The sequence below is a fragment of the Bordetella sputigena genome, assembly GCF_965137885.1.
Taxonomy (GTDB): Bacteria; Pseudomonadota; Gammaproteobacteria; order Burkholderiales; family Burkholderiaceae_B; genus Bordetella_C; species Bordetella_C sputigena.
This window is the reverse complement of record NZ_CBCSCA010000007.1, coordinates 93,546-109,328: the sequence shown is the minus strand read 5'-3', so window position 1 is coordinate 109,328 and position 15,783 is coordinate 93,546. Positions and strand designations below refer to the sequence as shown.

Here is a 15,783-nt window from a genome sequence, read left to right as displayed (position 1 = left end):
TCTGGAGCCTGCCGTGCATCGTCGCCATTGCATCCGTTCATCGATAGTCACCGGTCTTTTCGCCGTCGCGGGCGCGCTGGGGGCGCCTGTGCAGGTCCAGGCCCAGGGCTCCAATGACGCCTTTCCGAAGCGCGCGGTGACCTTGATCGTGCCTTTCCCCGCGGGCGGCCCCAGCGATGCGCTCGCGCGCGGCTTCGCGCAGCAAATGGGCAAGCGGCTGGGCCAGGCCGTGGTGGTCGAGAACCTGGCCGGCGCCGGCGGCACCATCGGGCTGACGAAGGTGGTCCGGGCGGCGCCGGACGGCTATACCTTGGGCTTTGGAACGATAGGTACGCACGTGGCCAACGTCGCGCTTTACAAGAAGCTGCCCTACGATCCGATCGCCGATTTCCAGCCCGTCGGCCTGGCGGGCTCCGCGCCTATGCTGCTGCTGGGCAAGGCCAGCCTGCCCGCCAACAATCTGCGCGAGTTCGTGGCCTGGCTGGGCGCCAGCAAGGACGGCGCTTCCTATGGCAGCGCCGGCGTGGGATCGATTTCGCACTACGGTTGCGTGCTGCTGCTGGCGGCGCTGAAGGTCAGCGTGACGCATGTGCCCTATAAAGGCGTGGCGCCCGCGATGAATGACCTCATGGGTGGACAGACCGACTTCATGTGCGATCAGACCACGACGGCATTGCCGCAGGTCGCCGGCGGCAAAATCAAGGCCTTGGCGGTGCTGTCCTCATCGCGGCTGCCGCAATTGCCGAACGTCGCCACGGCGGGCGAGGCGGGCTATCCGCTGAACGTACAGGCCTGGAACGCGATCTTCGCGCCGCGCGGTACGCCGGCGCCCGTCATGGCGCGGCTGACCGCGGCGTTGACCGAGGCCGCCGCGGACCCGGATTTCCGCAAGCAGATGCAAGCGGTCGGCGTCGACCTGCCGAGCGGCGGCGGCGCCGCGCCCGCGGTCGTGACCGGACTGATTACGCGCGGCCTGCGCGACGACGTGCCCGCGCTCAAGGCCAAGGTCGACACGCTGGACTAACAACATCATGAAAGCTGATTTGCACCATATCGATACCCCCGCGGCCGTCATCGACCTGCCGCGCGCCCTGCGGAATATCCGCCGCATGCAGGACCGCATGAATTCACTCGGCGTCGCTTTCCGGCCTCATGTGAAAACCTCGAAGTGCGAGAACGTCGTCCGCGCGCAGCTCGAAGCGGGCGCGCGCGGTATCACCGTGTCCACGCTGAAGGAGGCCGATCAGTTCTTCGCCGCCGGAATCACGGACATCCTTTACGCGGTCGGCATGGCGGCGCATCGCCTGCCGCATGCCCTGGAACTGCGTCGCCGCGGATGCGATCTGACCATTATCACGGACAGCGTCGTTTCCGCCCGCGAGATCGCGGATTTCGGCCGGGCGCATGACGCGCGCTTTCCAGTGTTGATCGAGGTCGATACGGACGGCCACCGGTCGGGACTGCACCCCGACAGCGACGAGCTGGTGAAGGTCGCGGCCGTTCTGCATGAGGGCGGCATGCAGGTCAAGGGCGTGATGACCCATGCGGGATCCAGCTATGAGCTGAACACGCCGGATGCATTGGAAGCCTTGGCGGAGCAGGAACGCGCGGGGTGCGTGAGCGCGGCGGAAAGAATCCGCGCCGCCGGCATTCCTTGTCCCGTGGTCAGTGTCGGCTCGACGCCGACCGCGCTGAGCGCCAGGGACCTGCACGGCGTGACCGAGGTTCGCGCCGGCGTCTATGTGTTCTTCGATCTGGTCATGCACAACGTGGGCGTGTGCGCCATCGACGACATCGCGCTGAGCGTCCTCGCCACCGTGATCGGCCACCAGACGGAAAAAGGCTGGGCCATCGTCGACGCCGGCTGGATGGCCATGAGCCGCGATGTCGGGACATCGAAACAGCAGCACGACTACAAGTACGGCCAGATCTGCGATATCCACGGGCAGCCCATGGAAGGTTACCTGCTGGTCGGCGCCAACCAGGAGCATGGCATCGTCTCCCGCGCCGGCGGCGGGGCGAACGACACCGGCGACATCGCCGCCCGCTTTCCCATCGGCGCCCGCTTGCGCATCCTGCCCAACCACGCCTGCGCCACCGGCGCCCAATTCGAGCACTACCAGGCGCTGTCGGCGGATGGCGCATTGGCAGCCTGGCCGCGTTTCCACGGGTGGTGAGGAAGTCGGTTCAGGATCATCGATCGGGCGAGTTTGCCGGCCTGTCATTCCGGCCGCCGACTAAGCTCGTTAGCGCCGACTTAACGCCCCTGTTTTCTGCCCGTTGCCCGCTGCGTTGCATCGTCGAGCGGGAAATCGTGTAACTTTGCGGCCTTGCATGAGGGCCGCGGCATGGTGCACGGTCCACGGATAGGCAAGGCAGCGGTTTCAGCCATGGGTTCAATAAGTGGTCCGGGGCGCGCGAGCGCTCGGGCCGGCGCACGAATCGTCATCGTGGGCGCCGGTATCGTCGGCGCGTCGGCCGCCTATTTTCTGCGGCAGGCGGATTGCCAAGTGACGGTGCTGGATGCGGCGACGCCGGCGGCCGGGGCCTCGGGGGCGTCCGATGGGCTGGTGTCGGTGGGAAGCAAGAAGCCCGGCTTCCTGATGAATATCGCGCGGCATGCGCGGGATTTCTATGTCGAACTCGAAAGTGAAGGTCTGCTGCGGGGATTGTTCCAGCAGCGCCCGACTTTCCTGTTCGCGCGCAATGAGGCCGAGGCCGAGCTGATGGCCTTGCATGGCCAGGACCTGCAAAGCGCCGGCGTGCGCGTGGAAAGCCTGGGTGGCGCGGCCTTCGCGCGCGCGGTGCCGGGCGTGTCTTCCAAGGTGGTGGCGGCTTTGGCGGTGCCGGAAGATGGGCACGCGCTGGGCTACCAGATCGTCGACCGCATGCTGAAGCAATCCGCCGCGCGCGTGGTACGGCACGCGGCGGTACGCCGGATCAAGGTCGCCCACGGCCGGGCTGTCGGCGTGAGCACCGATGCCGGCGATCATGACGCCGATGCGGTACTGATCGCGGCCGGGCTGGGGTCGACCGCGCTGGCGGGGTTGGGGGAGATCCTGGTTCCGCGTAAAGGTCAGATCATCATCACCGATCGCGCCGCGGACAATGCCGCCGCCTTCGCCGGACCGCTGATGTCGGCCGCCTATCTCGCGGCCAAGCGCAACGCCGATGCCTCGCGGCGCGATCCGGTCAGCCTGGTGATCGATCCCCTGAACACCGGCCAGCTGCTGATCGGCGGCACCCGCGAAGACGGGCTGGCCGACCGGGAGACCACCGTGAACCACGTGGCCCGCATTCTGCGAGAGGCGCTCGCCGTGTATCCCCCGCTGGAACGGCGCCGCGTGATACGCACGTTTTCCGGCGTGCGCACCGCCAGCGTCGATGGACTGCCCATCGTCGGCCGTCATCCCGCCGTCGACGGGATGACGATTGCGACGGGCTTCGAAGGCGACGGCATCTGCCTGGGACCGTTGATGGGTCGGCTGGCGGCGCAAACCGTACTGGGCCAGCCATGCAGCCTGGATATCGAGGCACTGTCGCCGGCGCGTTTCGCCGCCGGCTCCACGGCGGCTGGAGCCGGAACATGAGCCACTTCTACTGGAACGACATGGCCATCTCTTTCCGCGATGGCGAAACGGTGGCGCTCGCCATGCGGCGCGCGCGGGTCGACGACTTCGGACAGGCGGCCGGCGCACAGCAGGGCCGCTATTTCTGCGGCATCGGGCAATGCCAGGGTTGCCTGGTTTCGATCAATGGCGGCGCCGCGGTCGAGGCCTGCCTGACGCCGGCCCGGCCCGATGCCGTGGTCACGCCAGGCGCATTCTGAGGGGAACGGAGTGTCACCGGACAAGGGCTTGTCATCGCGCAACAAGGGGTCGCCGGATCATGCGGGGCCAGGCGCCGGTGCGGCGGCGGGCATCGATGTACTCGTGGTGGGCGCCGGTCCCGCCGGTGTCGGCGCGGCGGTGGAAGCGGCACGGCGGGGGGCACGCGTGCTACTCGTGGAGCAGCGCCCCCATGCCGGCGGCGCCATCCATCGCGCGGCGCATGACGGTGGTCCCAGCGCCGTGCCCATGCCGGCGCGGCACAAGCGCAACTGGGCCCGGTTGCTGCGCGAGCTGGATGCGTTTTCGGCACGCATCCGCCTGCTGACATCCGCGGTGTTCCTGGGCATCGACGGCGATGGCGTCTGCATGATCGACAGCCGCGCCGATGGACCGGTGAAACTGGTCCGGGCGCGCGCCATCATCTACGCCATCGGCGCGACGGAGCGCGCGCCGCATATCCCCGGCTGGGAATTGCCCGGCGTCGTCACGGCCGGCGGCCTGCAGGTGCAGATGAAGGAAAGCGGCCAGGCCCCGCGGGGCCGCATCCTGGTGGCCGGCAATGGTCCCTTGCCGCTGGCCCTGGGCGCGCAGCTGGCGGCGCTGGGGAATGCGCCGGTGGCGGTATTGGAGGCCGCCGATCCCTATCGGGGCCTGTGGCGCCGGCCCGCGGCGGCCTTGGGCCTGGCGGCCGGTCCGAAGCAGTTGATCGAGGCGGCGGGCTACTTCCGCCAATTGCGCCCGGCGCGGGTGCCATACGTGACGGCCACGACCGTCAGCACGGTAAGCCGCCAGGATGACGGGTTGCGGGTGCGTACAGTGGGGCCGCGTGGCGATGCACGGGACTACCTGGTCGACCTGCTGGTGCTGCATGCCGGCCTGGCGTGCAATGACCGCGGCATCCCGTCCGGCGACGTGCATGGCGTCATCGTCGCCAAGGCCGGCGATTGCAATCGCGTGCTGGGCGCCGACGCCGCGCCCGGCGAGGGCCGTCGCGTGGCGGCGATGGTGATGGCCAGGCTCGATGGCGCGCCGTCGTCGCCGGCCGATCGGCCGTTGCCATGGGGCATACGGGCCGCGGCGGTTTTCCAGGCATCCCTGCGGCGCCTGTTCGCCAGCGCCCGTCCGCCCATGGACATGGATACCATCCTGTGCCGTTGCGAAGGCGTGACCGCGCGCGACCTCACCGTCCGGGACCTGCGTTCCGCGCGCGAGATCAGGCTGGTGGGGCGTGTCGGCATGGGGCTGTGCCAGGGACGCTACTGCGCGCATGCGGCGACCATGGCCGCCGATGGCGATGCGGGCGCCCTGACCCTGGCCGATATCGACGGCCCGATCCCGCGCTGGCCGATTCGCCCGGTGTCGGTAAAAGCACTGGCGGATGCCCAGGAGCTGTGAACGAATGAGCAATAGCGCTACGCTCCCTTAACCGATCAATAACCGATCAAATCATCATCCGGTTCGCCATGACTTCCAATCCCTCTTCCCGCCCCGTCGTCCACGGCCTGACGCTGGGCGTGCTGATGCTCGATACCCGCTTCATGCGCTTTCCTGGCGAAATCGGCAATGGCGCGACGTGGTCCGTGCCGCTGCAATACAAGATCGTGCGCGGCGCGACGCCGGAGCGGGTGATCCAGGACCAGGGTCGGGGCCTGCTCGACCCCTTCGTCGACGCCGCGCGGGAGTTGATAGACCTGGGCGTGCGCGGCATCACCACCAGCTGCGGTTTCCTGGCCCTGTTCCAGCGGGAGCTGAGCGAGCGGCTGCCGGTGCCGGTGGCGACCAGTTCGCTGCTGCAGGTGCCCATGGTCGAGTGCATGCTGCCGGCCGGCAAGCGCGTCGGCATACTCACCATCGACCGCGGCGCCCTGACCGCCGCGCATCTCGCCGCCGTCGGCGTGGATCCGGCCACGCCCATCGTGGGCATGCCGGAGGACAGCCTGTTCCGCCGCGTCTTCACCGACCGCGCCGGCCCCGAGGACGCGGACTTCGCCGTCCTGGAAAGGGAAATGGTGACGGCCGCGCGGGCACTGCGGGATCGGCATCCGGACGTGGGCGCCATCGTCTTCGAATGCACCAATATGCCGCCCTTCGCCGCGGCCGTGCGCGCGGCCACCGGGGTGCCGGTGTTCGATGTGGTCGGCATGCTGAAGTGGTTCATCGACTCGCTGCGGTAGCCGGCGGGTATTCAGGGTTTGCCCGCATGGATGCGAGGAAGGGATGGGCGCGATTAGAATGCCTTCCGGTGGACAGGGCCGGGCTTGAGCGCCGGACCGTCCTTAACGTTTCCAGGCTCTTTACGCATTCAGGAGAATCCCGTGATTACACGCAGAAGTTTCGTATCGGCCACCTGCGCCTTCGGCCTGGGCTCGATGATTTCGATGCCGGCGCTGGCGCAGACCGAATCGACGATGGCGCGCATCAAGCGCACCAAGGTATTGCGCACCGGTTTCGTCGCGGGCGCCGCGCCGTACTTCGTCAAGTCGGTCGCGACTGGCCAATGGCAGGGCTTCTGCGTCGACTTCGCCAATCAGTTGGCCGAGTCCATGGGCGTCAAGCTGCAGCCCATCGATACCACGTGGGGCAATGCGGTGCTGGATCTGCAATCCAACAAGATAGACTGCATGTTCGGCCTGGCCCCCACGGAACAGCGCAAGAAGACCGTCGGTTTCACCGATCCGCTGTTCCAGAACACCTTCACGCTGGTGGCCAAGAAGAGCTTCGATCCCAAGACCTGGGACGACGTCAATAAGCCGGAAGTGCGCCTGTCCGTGGACCAGGGTTCCAACCAGGATACCTTCGCGACACAGGCGCTGGCCAAGGCGACGCTGAATCGCTTCGAGACCTCCGGCGACGCCACGCTGGCCTTACAGACCGGGCGGGTGGATGCGCAGGTGCTGGTTATCCTGCTGGCCGTGACCGTGCTGTCGAAATCGCCGCAGCTGGGCCACCTGGTGATACCCACGCCGGCCGCCACCGCGCCCACCGCCATCGGCGTGCAGAAGGAGCCGGACCAGGCCTTCACCGAATACGTCAATCAGTGGCTGAACACCGAGCGTTCCAAGGGCCTGATCAAGCAGACCATCGTCGACAACATGCAGAAGCTCGCGGGTGTCGATCCCAAGCTGTTCCCCAAGGAAGCCACGTTCTGAACCTGGGGCGGGCGCCACGGCGGCCCCGCCCCCAAGCACTGGCCGCGCCGTGCCCGGGGCGCGGCTCACCATAGCGGGAATATCAAGGAGTCGTTGTGTACCACTGGGACTTTGGCGCCGTCTGGGTCTACCACAAGCTGTTGTTGAGCGGCCTGGCCTATACCGTCGTGTATACGGTCATCGTCGTGGTGGCCGGCCTGGCCGTCGGATTGCTTGTCGGCATTGGCCGGGTTCGCGCGCCGCGCTTCATCGCGGGCATCCTGCGCGCCTATGTGGAGGTCTTCCGCTGCACGCCGGTGCTGGTGCAGCTGATCTGGTTCTACTACGCCCTGCCCATCCTGACGAATATCGAAATGTCGCCGACCAGCGCGGCGGCGCTTTCCCTGACCTTGTACGGCGGCGCCTTCTATTCGGAAATCGTGCGCGCCGGCATCCTGAGCGTGGAGTGGGGCCAGACCGAAGCGGGGCTGGCCATGGGCATGCGGAATAAGCAGGTCATGCGTCGCATCATCCTGCCGCAGGCCTTTCGCAGCATGGTGCCGCCCTTGATGAGCCAATCCATCATGCAGTTGAAGAACACCTCGCTGTTGTCGGTGATCGCGGTGCCGGATCTGCTGTACCAGGCGCAAACCGCGGCGCATGATTCCTATCGCCCGCTGGAGATTTATACGATCGCGGCGGTGTGCTATTTCATTGTGCTGTTCCCCGCCACGTTGTGGTCCAAGCGCATCGAGACCCGGCTCGCCAGGCAGGACAGGAGCGCGGCATGAGCGACGCGATGATCGAGGTCAGCAATCTCAGCAAGCGCTTTGGCGATCATGTCGTGCTGAAGGATATTTCGCTGCGGGTGCCCAAGGGCACGGCGGTGGCGATGATAGGGCCGTCGGGGTCGGGCAAGTCGACCCTGCTACGCTGCATCAACCTGCTTACCATGCCGGACGGCGGCACGATACGCGTGGGCGAGCGCAGCATGGACTTCAACAGCGGCCAGGGTCGCCGCATGCATGAGAAGGAGCTGGCCAGCTACCGTGCGACCACGGGCATGGTGTTCCAGCACTTCAACCTGTTCCCCCACATGACGGTGGTGCAGAACGTCATGGAAGGCCCGGTGACGGTAAAGAAGGTGCCCAAGGCACAGGCCCGCGCGCAGGCCATGGATCTGCTTACGCGGGTGGGGCTCGCGGCCAAGGCCGACAGCTATCCCGATATGCTGTCCGGCGGCCAGAAGCAGCGCGTGGCGATCGCGCGGGCCTTGGCGCTGCGGCCCGAAGTCATGCTGTTCGACGAGGCCACGTCCGCGCTGGATCCCGAACTGGTGGGCGAAGTGCTGGCCGTCATCAAGGCGCTGGCGGAAGATGGCATGACCATGATCCTGGTCACGCACGAGATCGCCTTCGCGCGCGAAGTCGCCGACCAGGTGGTCTTCATGCGCGACGGCGTCGTGGTGGAAGCGGGGCCCGCGCGGCAGGTCATCGACAATCCGGCGCAGCCGGCCACGCAGGCTTTCCTGGCGCGCTTCAACAAGTCCTGAAGACCGGGCTCCGAGCCCGGCGGGTAAGGTCGGCGGGTGTCATGCCATGCGGCGCGGCGGACACCTGGCCCCGCGACGGCGTGGACGCGGGCGAAGGCGCGGGGATTTCCGGCGTGCCAGGAACGCGGTTCTTGTCCGGGTCAGTTGTCGTCATCGTCGGCCTGGCTCAGTCCCAGATAGCGGCGCACGTCCCGTGTCTTCACGCCGGCCACGCCGACCGCGGCGCGCAGCTGTTCCGGCACCACATTCAAGGCGGCACACCAATAGGCGAACTCGCGCGGATCGCCGGGATTGATGCGCGTCCGATCGGCGGGCTCACGCAAGCTCAACTCGACGGGCATGGTGTTTCTCCTGTGTGCGGATAGTGTTGTAGAGGCGCCAAAGGCCACGCGCGCGCGGCATCGGATTCTTCGACCATGCTGATGCTCCAGGCATGGGAAACATGCGGAACAGCGCCGGCAGCAATCGCTGTACCGGCCTTCCACCGCTTCAAATTCCAGCATTTATTGTCCCGGCAAGCACGCGTGGCGCGGCCTGCCCCGCGTCCTGCGAGCATGCCGGCTGGCATGTCCCGTGCTGACTCGCGCGCTCGAACCCGACTATCCCGGAGCCAAAGACCATGAAACTCTACCGTGCTGTTTTGCTGTGTTCCTTCGTCGCCGTCGCCGGCCTGGCCGGCTGCGCCATGCACGACAATGGCGGTCGACAGACCATGCTGTCCAGCAGCGACCAGACCTTCCTGGAAAACGCCGCGCAAGGCAACCAGGCGGAAATCCAGGGCAGCCAGATGGCGCTGGACAAGGCCAGCAGCCCCGAGGTGCGCGCTTTCGCGCAGGCGATGATCAAGGACCATACCGCCGCCAACCAGAAGCTCACCGCCCTGGCCACGCGCAAGGGCTATAACCCGCCCACCGCGCCATCGGTGCTACAGGCTACCGAACTGAAAGGATTGAACCTGTTCTCCGGCAATGCCTTCGACAAGGCCTACGTCGATCGTATCGGCGTGGCGGCGCACGAAGCCACCATCAAGCAATACGAAACCGCCGCCCAGAGCGCCGACGACGCGGACATCCGCAGCTTCGCGCAAAGCATGCTGCCGGCTTTGCGCCACCATCTGGAAATGGCGCAGCTGCTGAACCAGCAGCAGAAGTCGCAATAAGCCGGCGACGGCGCGCAAGCCCGCGGCCGCCACGCGCGATGCCGGCTAAACGACGTCCTCGGCCAGTTCCAGGCGATTGCCACCCAGCGATTTCGCGCGATACAGGGCGCGGTCCGCGGCGGCGAGCGCCTCCGCCAGCGCGGGGCCTATGCCGCCGCCTTGTCCAGGGCCGCGCGGATCGCGGTCGCATCGCGCCAGCCCTATGCTGACCGTGGCCGGGATGCACAAGGTGGTGATGCGGTCGGAGATCGTCTCCGCGAAACGCCGCGCGACGGCTTCACCCAGGGCTTGCGCGCGCAACGCATCCTTGCCCGCCAGCAAGGCGGCGAATTCCTCGCCGCCGATGCGCGCCAGTATGACGTCCGGACCCATCACGCCGCGCGCGATCGCAGCGAAGAACTTCAGTACTTCGTCGCCGGTCTGGTGGCCATGCAGATCGTTGATCGCCTTGAAGTGATCCATGTCGAATGCCAGTATGGAAAGCGGCTCCTGACTATCGCCGCTGGCGACGATGCGCGCGCTTTCTTCGAAAAACCAGCGGCGGTTGCCCAGCCGCGTCAGATAGTCCGTGCGCGACTCGCGCAGCAGCAGGCTGTGGGATTCCTCCCGGATGAGCTTCAGCAGGCTCATGGGCAGCAGAACCGAATACAGCACGCCTTCGTACATCGTGATCTTGCTGGCCAGCAACTGTATCGCCGGGCCATGGTCGGTCACCACCCATGGCAGGACGACCGCCCTGGCCGCGTAGGCGACGGCATGGATGCCCGCCACGGCGGCGACGATGTAGCGCGACGGCAGGGACTTCATCGCGGGGCATCGCAGCATCTCCCACGCCGTCATTGCGCTGACGGCGGCGATGGGCAGCGCGCTCACGTAATTCCATATGATGTCCTGCCAGCGCGTGCCGCCGGCCAGCCATACCAGCGCCATGCCGGCCAACAAGCCGGCCGACGTGATGCGGTAGCGGCGGCCGCTCAATGAAGCGACGCCTTCCAGTACGAGCAGATATCCAGCCAGGATGACGAGGTTGCTGATGGCCGAGCCGGCCACGCCGGGCAGGTCGCGGCGAAACAGCGCGGCGGCGCAGCCGATCGCGATCACCGCGAAGGCGGCGGCCAGGGTCCGCAGCGTGTCGCCGCGAGCGGGATTGCCCCGGTGCTCCCAGAACATCATCCCGGCGCTTGCCAGGAGCGTTCCCACGGCGAGCAGATAAAGAGTCAGAAGGTCGAGGTGCATCCGGGGTGTAGAGGCAATGCGGCGGGTTGGCACATGACGGGGTGAGTCCGACGAAGTGGCGAAAACGCCTGGGCCGCTGTGCAAGGCTTGAAGCGGGGCAAGTGCCCGGGCCGGAAATCGGCAACTTCTTATTATTGCTCGTAAACAATGTAATTATTTGCACTGCCGTAATTTTTGACGGCATGTTGGTGGCGTTCGGCGCTATGGCCTTGTGGATGAGCATCGTGGCCCGAACATGCTGGCCGAGGCGCCTTGTGCGCCGGCGCGGCCACCGCCCCCGGGCGGTTAACTGCGCGAAACATCTGAAACGGGCCCCCGGCTAGGAATAGGACGGATGCCAGTTACCCTGGGGGCGTTCATCCCAAGGCTTAAAACATGGCACGCAGGTTGTCTCCTAAGCGCTACACCCACGCCGATCGTTCACCCGCGCCGGACATGAGCGGGGCGCGGCCCGCAGGGGCCTGGCGGAGCCTGCGGTCGCCGCCGGCCGGCTGGTCCGCGGCCGCCCTGGCCCTGGCATGCGCGGCCCTGGCCGGCTGCGCCACTAGCGCCAAGCAGGCCTACCCGGAAACCTTCCGGGATACGGACACCTATTCGCGCGCCTTTCCGGCGAGCGATGCGGCCACCTGCGAGGCCGCGCGGCGCGCGCTGCTCAGCCAGGGCTACACCATAGGCAAGGCGCAGAAGGACGGTGTGGAGGGCCAGAAGAACTTCCAGGTGAAGGACGACGATCAGCAGCACCAGGTGATTTCCTTTCATGTGGTCTGCACATCGGATCAGCAGGCATCGCCTCATACCACCGTGTTCGTGAACGCGGTGCAGGACCGCTACATCATCAAGAAGACCAGCGCGTCGGCGGGCGTCGGACTCAGTGTGCTGGGCTCGGTGTCGATGCCCTTCGGCTCCTACGACGATTCGCTGGCCAAGGTGAGCAGCGAGACCATATCCGCGCCCGGCTTCTACGAGGGATTCTTCGATCTCGTGCAGCGCTATCTGCCACAGGCCGCCGCCAGCGGGCCGGCCACGCCGGCGGCGCCCGCGGCGCCCGCGGGGAAGGATGCGGCATCTTCCCGAAAGGACGCCGGCGTGCCGGCCAGCGGCGGCGCGTCGGGAGCAACCGACGCAGCCCAGGCGCCGGCCGCGAATGATGCTGCCCAGGCCACGCCGGCCGCGAATGACGCTGCCCGGACGACGCCAGCCGGCAGCAGCCCCGACCGCCCCGCACCGGCCGCCAATGGCGCCAGCAGTCCCGCCCCGGCGGATGCCGCACCGCCGGACCGGGACCAGGACCAGGACCCGGACGCGGGCAAACTCCCCGCCCAGTAACTACGCTGCGATGGTGGCGGCGCGGATCCGCGCCACGATCGCATCGGCGATGCGCCGGGCGGCCGGTACGGGTGGCGTTGCGCGCGCGCCCTTGCCCGCTTCGATGCTGCCGTCGCGCCGCAGCACCGCGATCCCGCTTTCCGCCGCGATGGCATCCGCCGCGCGCCTTTGGCTGTCGCCCATCGATGCCGTTTCGTCGATCACCATGGCGCCGGGAAGCATGGACGCGACTTCGCTCACCATCGATACCGAATCGCCGGGCACATGAATACGGCCGGTAGGACCGGATGCCTGCCGGTATGCATGCAGCAGCGGCCGGTAGGCGCTCGGCGATTCGTCGTGCTGGAAGTCGAACACATCCACCCGCACATCGGGATAAGCGCGCAGCGTGTCCTCGAAAGCCTGCGTGACGGCGTCGCGCGTCCGCGTACGGTGCGGATTGGGCGATGCCTCGGAGCCATCGGCCAGGAACTTTCCGCTGCGCGGACTGCTGACGATCAGAAAGTGGCAACGCTTGCGGCCCGCCAGCTCCATATCGGCGATCAGGCGGGCTTGCCGGCGCGCGTCGCGCGGCGCCAGGCGGCGCAAGGTGCGGACATCCGTGGCTTCGTCGCGTTCGACAACATCGCCGCCGACCAGAATCGTCACCGTGTCGCCGTCGATGGCCGGCAAGGGCTTGTAGCCCTTGGCCTGATAGTCGCGCGCGGCGGCGGCGACGGATTCCGCGCTCATGTCGTGCGCCACGCCCGGCGTGAGCACCAGCGTGCTCTTGTCTTCGAGCGTATGGCGATCGGGGCCCGTTACTTCGGACGCGGGCAAGGCCACGACCGCGGGCAGCCGCCGGGCATGCTTCATATCGGCGGTCAGTTTGTGGCCGGTGAACGCCGTCATGATGACGTCATCCACCGGCACGGCGCCCAGTGTCGGCGCCAGGCCATAATCCGAACCGGCCAGGATGAAGATCAGGCGTTGGTACTCGCCGTCGTCCATGCGCGCCACCCAGGCCTCCAGCATGGTGGACAGGGTGCGCCGCACGCTGGCGGGATCGCGGCCGCCGATCGACACGGTGTCGCAAGAGAGCTCGCCAGGTTCATGGATTCCCGCCTCGTAAAGCGCGCGCATGGTTTCCGCGGCGATGGCCTGCGCCTGCCTGCGGTCTCCCACATGTTCGTGCGGGCCCGCCGCGATCAGCTTGACCTGCCTGGCTGGCGCGGTGTTCGCGTCGCGGCGCGCCTGCGCGCAAGCCGCCGCCGCGCGGCCGGCATCGGGCTTGTCGCGCGTCGCGTTCAGTGGATGGGGACCGACCGCGCCCGGGGGCGCCGTGGGCACGATAGCGTCGGTCGAGGAACCGGTGGATCCGGAAACCAGCATATGAATATCCTTGCAGGCAGGGGCGCGCGGCGGCGCGCGAGGCGCCGTGACGATAGGCGGCGCCTCGCCCCCTGCCCAGGCCGCGGGCGTCAATTCGGACGGATTCGAAGCGCCGTGCCCTGCGTGTCCAGGTCCTGCACTTCCTCTACCGAGGCCCGCGTGCCGGGAATCTCCGAACCCCGTATCGAATGCCCGGCGGTTTCGACCACGTGCCGGAGCGCCCAGGCGCCGATGACGCAGGCACCCATCATGTAGTACGCCGGCACCAGGTTGCTGCCGGTACGCGAGATCAACCAATCGTTGATCGCCGGCGCGGTGCCGCCGAACAGCGACGTCGACACGTTGTACGCGATGGCGAAACCGGCGAAGCGCACATGGGTGGGGAACATGGCGGGGAAGGTCGCCGAGATAGTCGCCAGCTGCGGCACATAGAACAGGCCCAGTACCGCATACCCGATAACGGCGCCGGCCAGGCCCGCGGCCATCAGATGGAACATGGGTATTGCCAGTACGAACAAGCCTATCAGCGATGCCCACCATACCGGCTTGCGGCCGATCCGGTCCGATAGCCTGCCAATGAAGGGCAGGCAGACCATCATGAATATCATGCCGATGATGGGCACGATCAGCGCTTCCTGCGTGCTCAGGCCCAGCTGGTTGGCGAAGTAAGTAGGCGCGAAACTGAGCAGCGTGTAGTTGACGACATTCAGCGCGACCACCAGTCCCGCCATCGACAATACCTGGCCCTTGTAGTCGGTGCATACCTCCTTGACGCCGCCCTTCTGCTGCTCGGCTTGCGGGGTCAGGGTCTCTTCCGCTTCGCGGAAGACCGGTGTTTCCTTCAGGCGCGAACGCAGGTACATGCCGACCATGCCCATGGGCAGCGCCATGAAAAACGGAATGCGCCAGCCCCAGGCATGCATGGCCGCATCGTCCAGCGCCACGGAAAAGCCCAGCATCAAGAGCGCGCCCAGCGAAAAGCCGCCCAGCGTGCCCAGCTCCAGAAAGCTGCCGCAGAAGCCGCGCTTATTGTCGGGCGCGTATTCCGCCATGAAGGTCGCGGCGCCGCCGTATTCGCCGCCGGTGGAAAAGCCCTGCACCATGCGCAGCAGGATCAGCAGTGCCGGCGCCCACAGGCCTATGGTTTCATGCGAGGGTATCAGGCCGATGCACACCGTGGCGCCGGACATCAACAGGATGGTCAGCGCCAGAACCGCCTTGCGTCCCAGACGGTCGCCGAGCGGGCCCCAGAACAGGCCGCCGAAGGGCCGCATCAGGAACGAGATCGCGAAGGTGGCCAGCGCGAACAGCGTGGCCTCTTGCACATTGCCCGGGAAGAAAGCGGCGGAGATGTATGACACGCCGTAGGCATAGATACCGTAGTCGAACCATTCGGTGGCGTTGCCGATCGCCGACGCGGCGATGGCGCGCTTCAATACGTGTTTCGATGGATGATGCAGGGCTTGGGATGTCGCCATCGATTCTCCTGTTGTTATCGTGGGATTTGCCGCAGGATGGCCTGGTCTGGCCTTACGATCGATGGGCTTGTTAACCGGACCGCCCTGCAAAAGTACGACAGCGTATCCAGGTGCAACCGCATGGACAAGCGCGCGGCCGGTGAAATGAAAATGTATGTTTCGCGGTTCCGCGGCCACCCATGAGTCACGCCCCAGGTATTACGGCCAATCGCCGGCTGATGGCGTTACAAGAACTTTTACGCTTGCGGGGCAGCTCCGCGGCGCGCCGCGGCTCATGCACGCGTGGCATATGCCCTGCCTTTATGCGCTCGGCGCGAAGGAGAAACCGCTATGAAGCCCGTCAAAACGCCCGGCCCCGATCATCCCATCGTCATCGAGCACAATCCGAGGCGCGTGGTGGTATCGCTGGCGGGACGCGTGATCGCCGACACGCGCGAGGCGCTGACCTTGCGTGAGGCCAATTACCCCGCGGTGCAGTACATCCCGCGCAAGGACGTCGACATGGCCAGCCTGGAACGCACCGACCATGCCACGTATTGCCCCTACAAGGGCGATTGCTCGTACTACAGCATTCCGCACGGCGGCGAGCGCGCGACGAATGCGGTGTGGACATATGAGCACCCGTATCCGGCGGTGGCGCGGATCGCCGGCCATCTTGCTTTCTATCCGGATCGCGTCGACGCCATAGAGGAACAGGACTGAG

16 protein-coding genes are annotated in these 15,783 nt (G+C 66.8%); 12 read left to right on the top strand and 4 right to left on the bottom strand.

Translation table 11 applies throughout. The features are described from left to right. Positions 1-13 precede the first annotated feature (13 nt). The 9 genes from ACNA0R_RS15190 (at position 14) to ACNA0R_RS15150 (ending at position 8,510) form a co-directional block, all read left to right on the top strand. Positions 14-1,024, top strand: coding sequence for a tripartite tricarboxylate transporter substrate-binding protein (locus tag ACNA0R_RS15190; protein ID WP_415826861.1), 1,011 nt, complete (start codon positions 14-16; stop codon positions 1,022-1,024). 7 nt (positions 1,025-1,031) lie between these two features. Next, positions 1,032-2,177: a DSD1 family PLP-dependent enzyme gene (locus tag ACNA0R_RS15185; protein WP_415826860.1), complete on the top strand. Its 1,146-nt coding sequence runs from the start codon at positions 1,032-1,034 to the stop codon at positions 2,175-2,177. A 273-nt stretch (positions 2,178-2,450) separates the two neighbouring features. Further along, entirely contained in the window at positions 2,451-3,590 is a 1,140-nt protein-coding gene (locus tag ACNA0R_RS15180) for an NAD(P)/FAD-dependent oxidoreductase (RefSeq protein ID WP_415826859.1), read from the top strand. Further along, the gene (locus tag ACNA0R_RS15175; RefSeq protein WP_415826858.1) at positions 3,587-3,829 is read left to right on the top strand and encodes a 2Fe-2S iron-sulfur cluster-binding protein; all 243 of its coding nucleotides are present in this window, start codon (positions 3,587-3,589) and stop codon (positions 3,827-3,829) included. Before ACNA0R_RS15180 ends, ACNA0R_RS15175 begins: the two co-directional genes overlap by 4 nt. Positions 3,830-3,839: 10 nt before the next feature. Continuing rightward, positions 3,840-5,225 (top strand): FAD-dependent oxidoreductase, encoded by a 1,386-nt coding sequence (locus ACNA0R_RS15170; protein WP_415826857.1) that lies wholly within the window; start codon positions 3,840-3,842, stop codon positions 5,223-5,225. Between the two features lie 68 nt (positions 5,226-5,293). Further along, positions 5,294-6,004, top strand: coding sequence for an aspartate/glutamate racemase family protein (locus ACNA0R_RS15165; protein WP_415826856.1), 711 nt, complete (start codon positions 5,294-5,296; stop codon positions 6,002-6,004). Between the two features lie 141 nt (positions 6,005-6,145). Further along, entirely contained in the window at positions 6,146-6,979 is an 834-nt protein-coding gene (locus ACNA0R_RS15160) for a transporter substrate-binding domain-containing protein (protein WP_415826855.1), read from the top strand. Positions 6,980-7,074: 95 nt separating this feature from the next. Beyond that, positions 7,075-7,749: an amino acid ABC transporter permease gene (locus tag ACNA0R_RS15155; protein ID WP_415826854.1), complete on the top strand. Its 675-nt coding sequence runs from the start codon at positions 7,075-7,077 to the stop codon at positions 7,747-7,749. After that, positions 7,746-8,510, top strand: coding sequence for an amino acid ABC transporter ATP-binding protein (locus ACNA0R_RS15150; RefSeq protein WP_415826853.1), 765 nt, complete (start codon positions 7,746-7,748; stop codon positions 8,508-8,510). The genes ACNA0R_RS15155 and ACNA0R_RS15150 overlap by 4 nt, the downstream gene beginning before the upstream one ends. 140 nt (positions 8,511-8,650) lie before the next feature. Here the strand turns inward: ACNA0R_RS15150 and ACNA0R_RS15145 are convergent, their stop codons facing one another. Continuing rightward, on the bottom strand, positions 8,651-8,851 hold the full coding sequence (locus tag ACNA0R_RS15145; RefSeq protein ID WP_415826852.1) for a DUF3606 domain-containing protein: 201 nt from the start codon (positions 8,849-8,851) through the stop codon (positions 8,651-8,653). A gap of 278 nt (positions 8,852-9,129) precedes the next feature. On the opposite strand from ACNA0R_RS15145, the gene ACNA0R_RS15140 reads away from it, so the two are divergent. Then, positions 9,130-9,669, top strand: a complete 540-nt coding sequence (locus tag ACNA0R_RS15140) for a DUF4142 domain-containing protein (protein WP_415826851.1) — start codon at positions 9,130-9,132, stop codon at positions 9,667-9,669. 45 nt (positions 9,670-9,714) lie between these two features. Here the strand turns inward: ACNA0R_RS15140 and ACNA0R_RS15135 are convergent, their stop codons facing one another. Beyond that, positions 9,715-10,905, bottom strand: coding sequence for a GGDEF domain-containing protein (locus ACNA0R_RS15135; protein WP_415826850.1), 1,191 nt, complete (start codon positions 10,903-10,905; stop codon positions 9,715-9,717). Between the two features lie 375 nt (positions 10,906-11,280). Between ACNA0R_RS15135 and ACNA0R_RS15130 the strand changes: the two genes are divergently transcribed. After that, positions 11,281-12,231, top strand: coding sequence for a DUF2242 domain-containing protein (locus ACNA0R_RS15130; protein ID WP_415826849.1), 951 nt, complete (start codon positions 11,281-11,283; stop codon positions 12,229-12,231). Here ACNA0R_RS15130 and ACNA0R_RS15125 read toward each other — a convergent pair whose 3' ends face one another. Both ACNA0R_RS15125 and ACNA0R_RS15120 read right to left on the bottom strand, forming a co-directional pair. Next, complete coding sequence (locus ACNA0R_RS15125) at positions 12,232-13,602, bottom strand: hypothetical protein (RefSeq protein WP_415826848.1); 1,371 nt, start codon at positions 13,600-13,602, stop codon at positions 12,232-12,234. Positions 13,603-13,691: 89 nt separating this feature from the next. After that, the gene (locus ACNA0R_RS15120; protein ID WP_415826847.1) at positions 13,692-15,080 is read right to left on the bottom strand and encodes an MFS transporter; all 1,389 of its coding nucleotides are present in this window, start codon (positions 15,078-15,080) and stop codon (positions 13,692-13,694) included. A 330-nt stretch (positions 15,081-15,410) separates the two neighbouring features. On the opposite strand from ACNA0R_RS15120, the gene ACNA0R_RS15115 reads away from it, so the two are divergent. Then, on the top strand, positions 15,411-15,782 hold the full coding sequence (locus ACNA0R_RS15115) for a DUF427 domain-containing protein (protein ID WP_415826846.1): 372 nt from the start codon (positions 15,411-15,413) through the stop codon (positions 15,780-15,782). Position 15,783 lies beyond the last annotated feature (1 nt).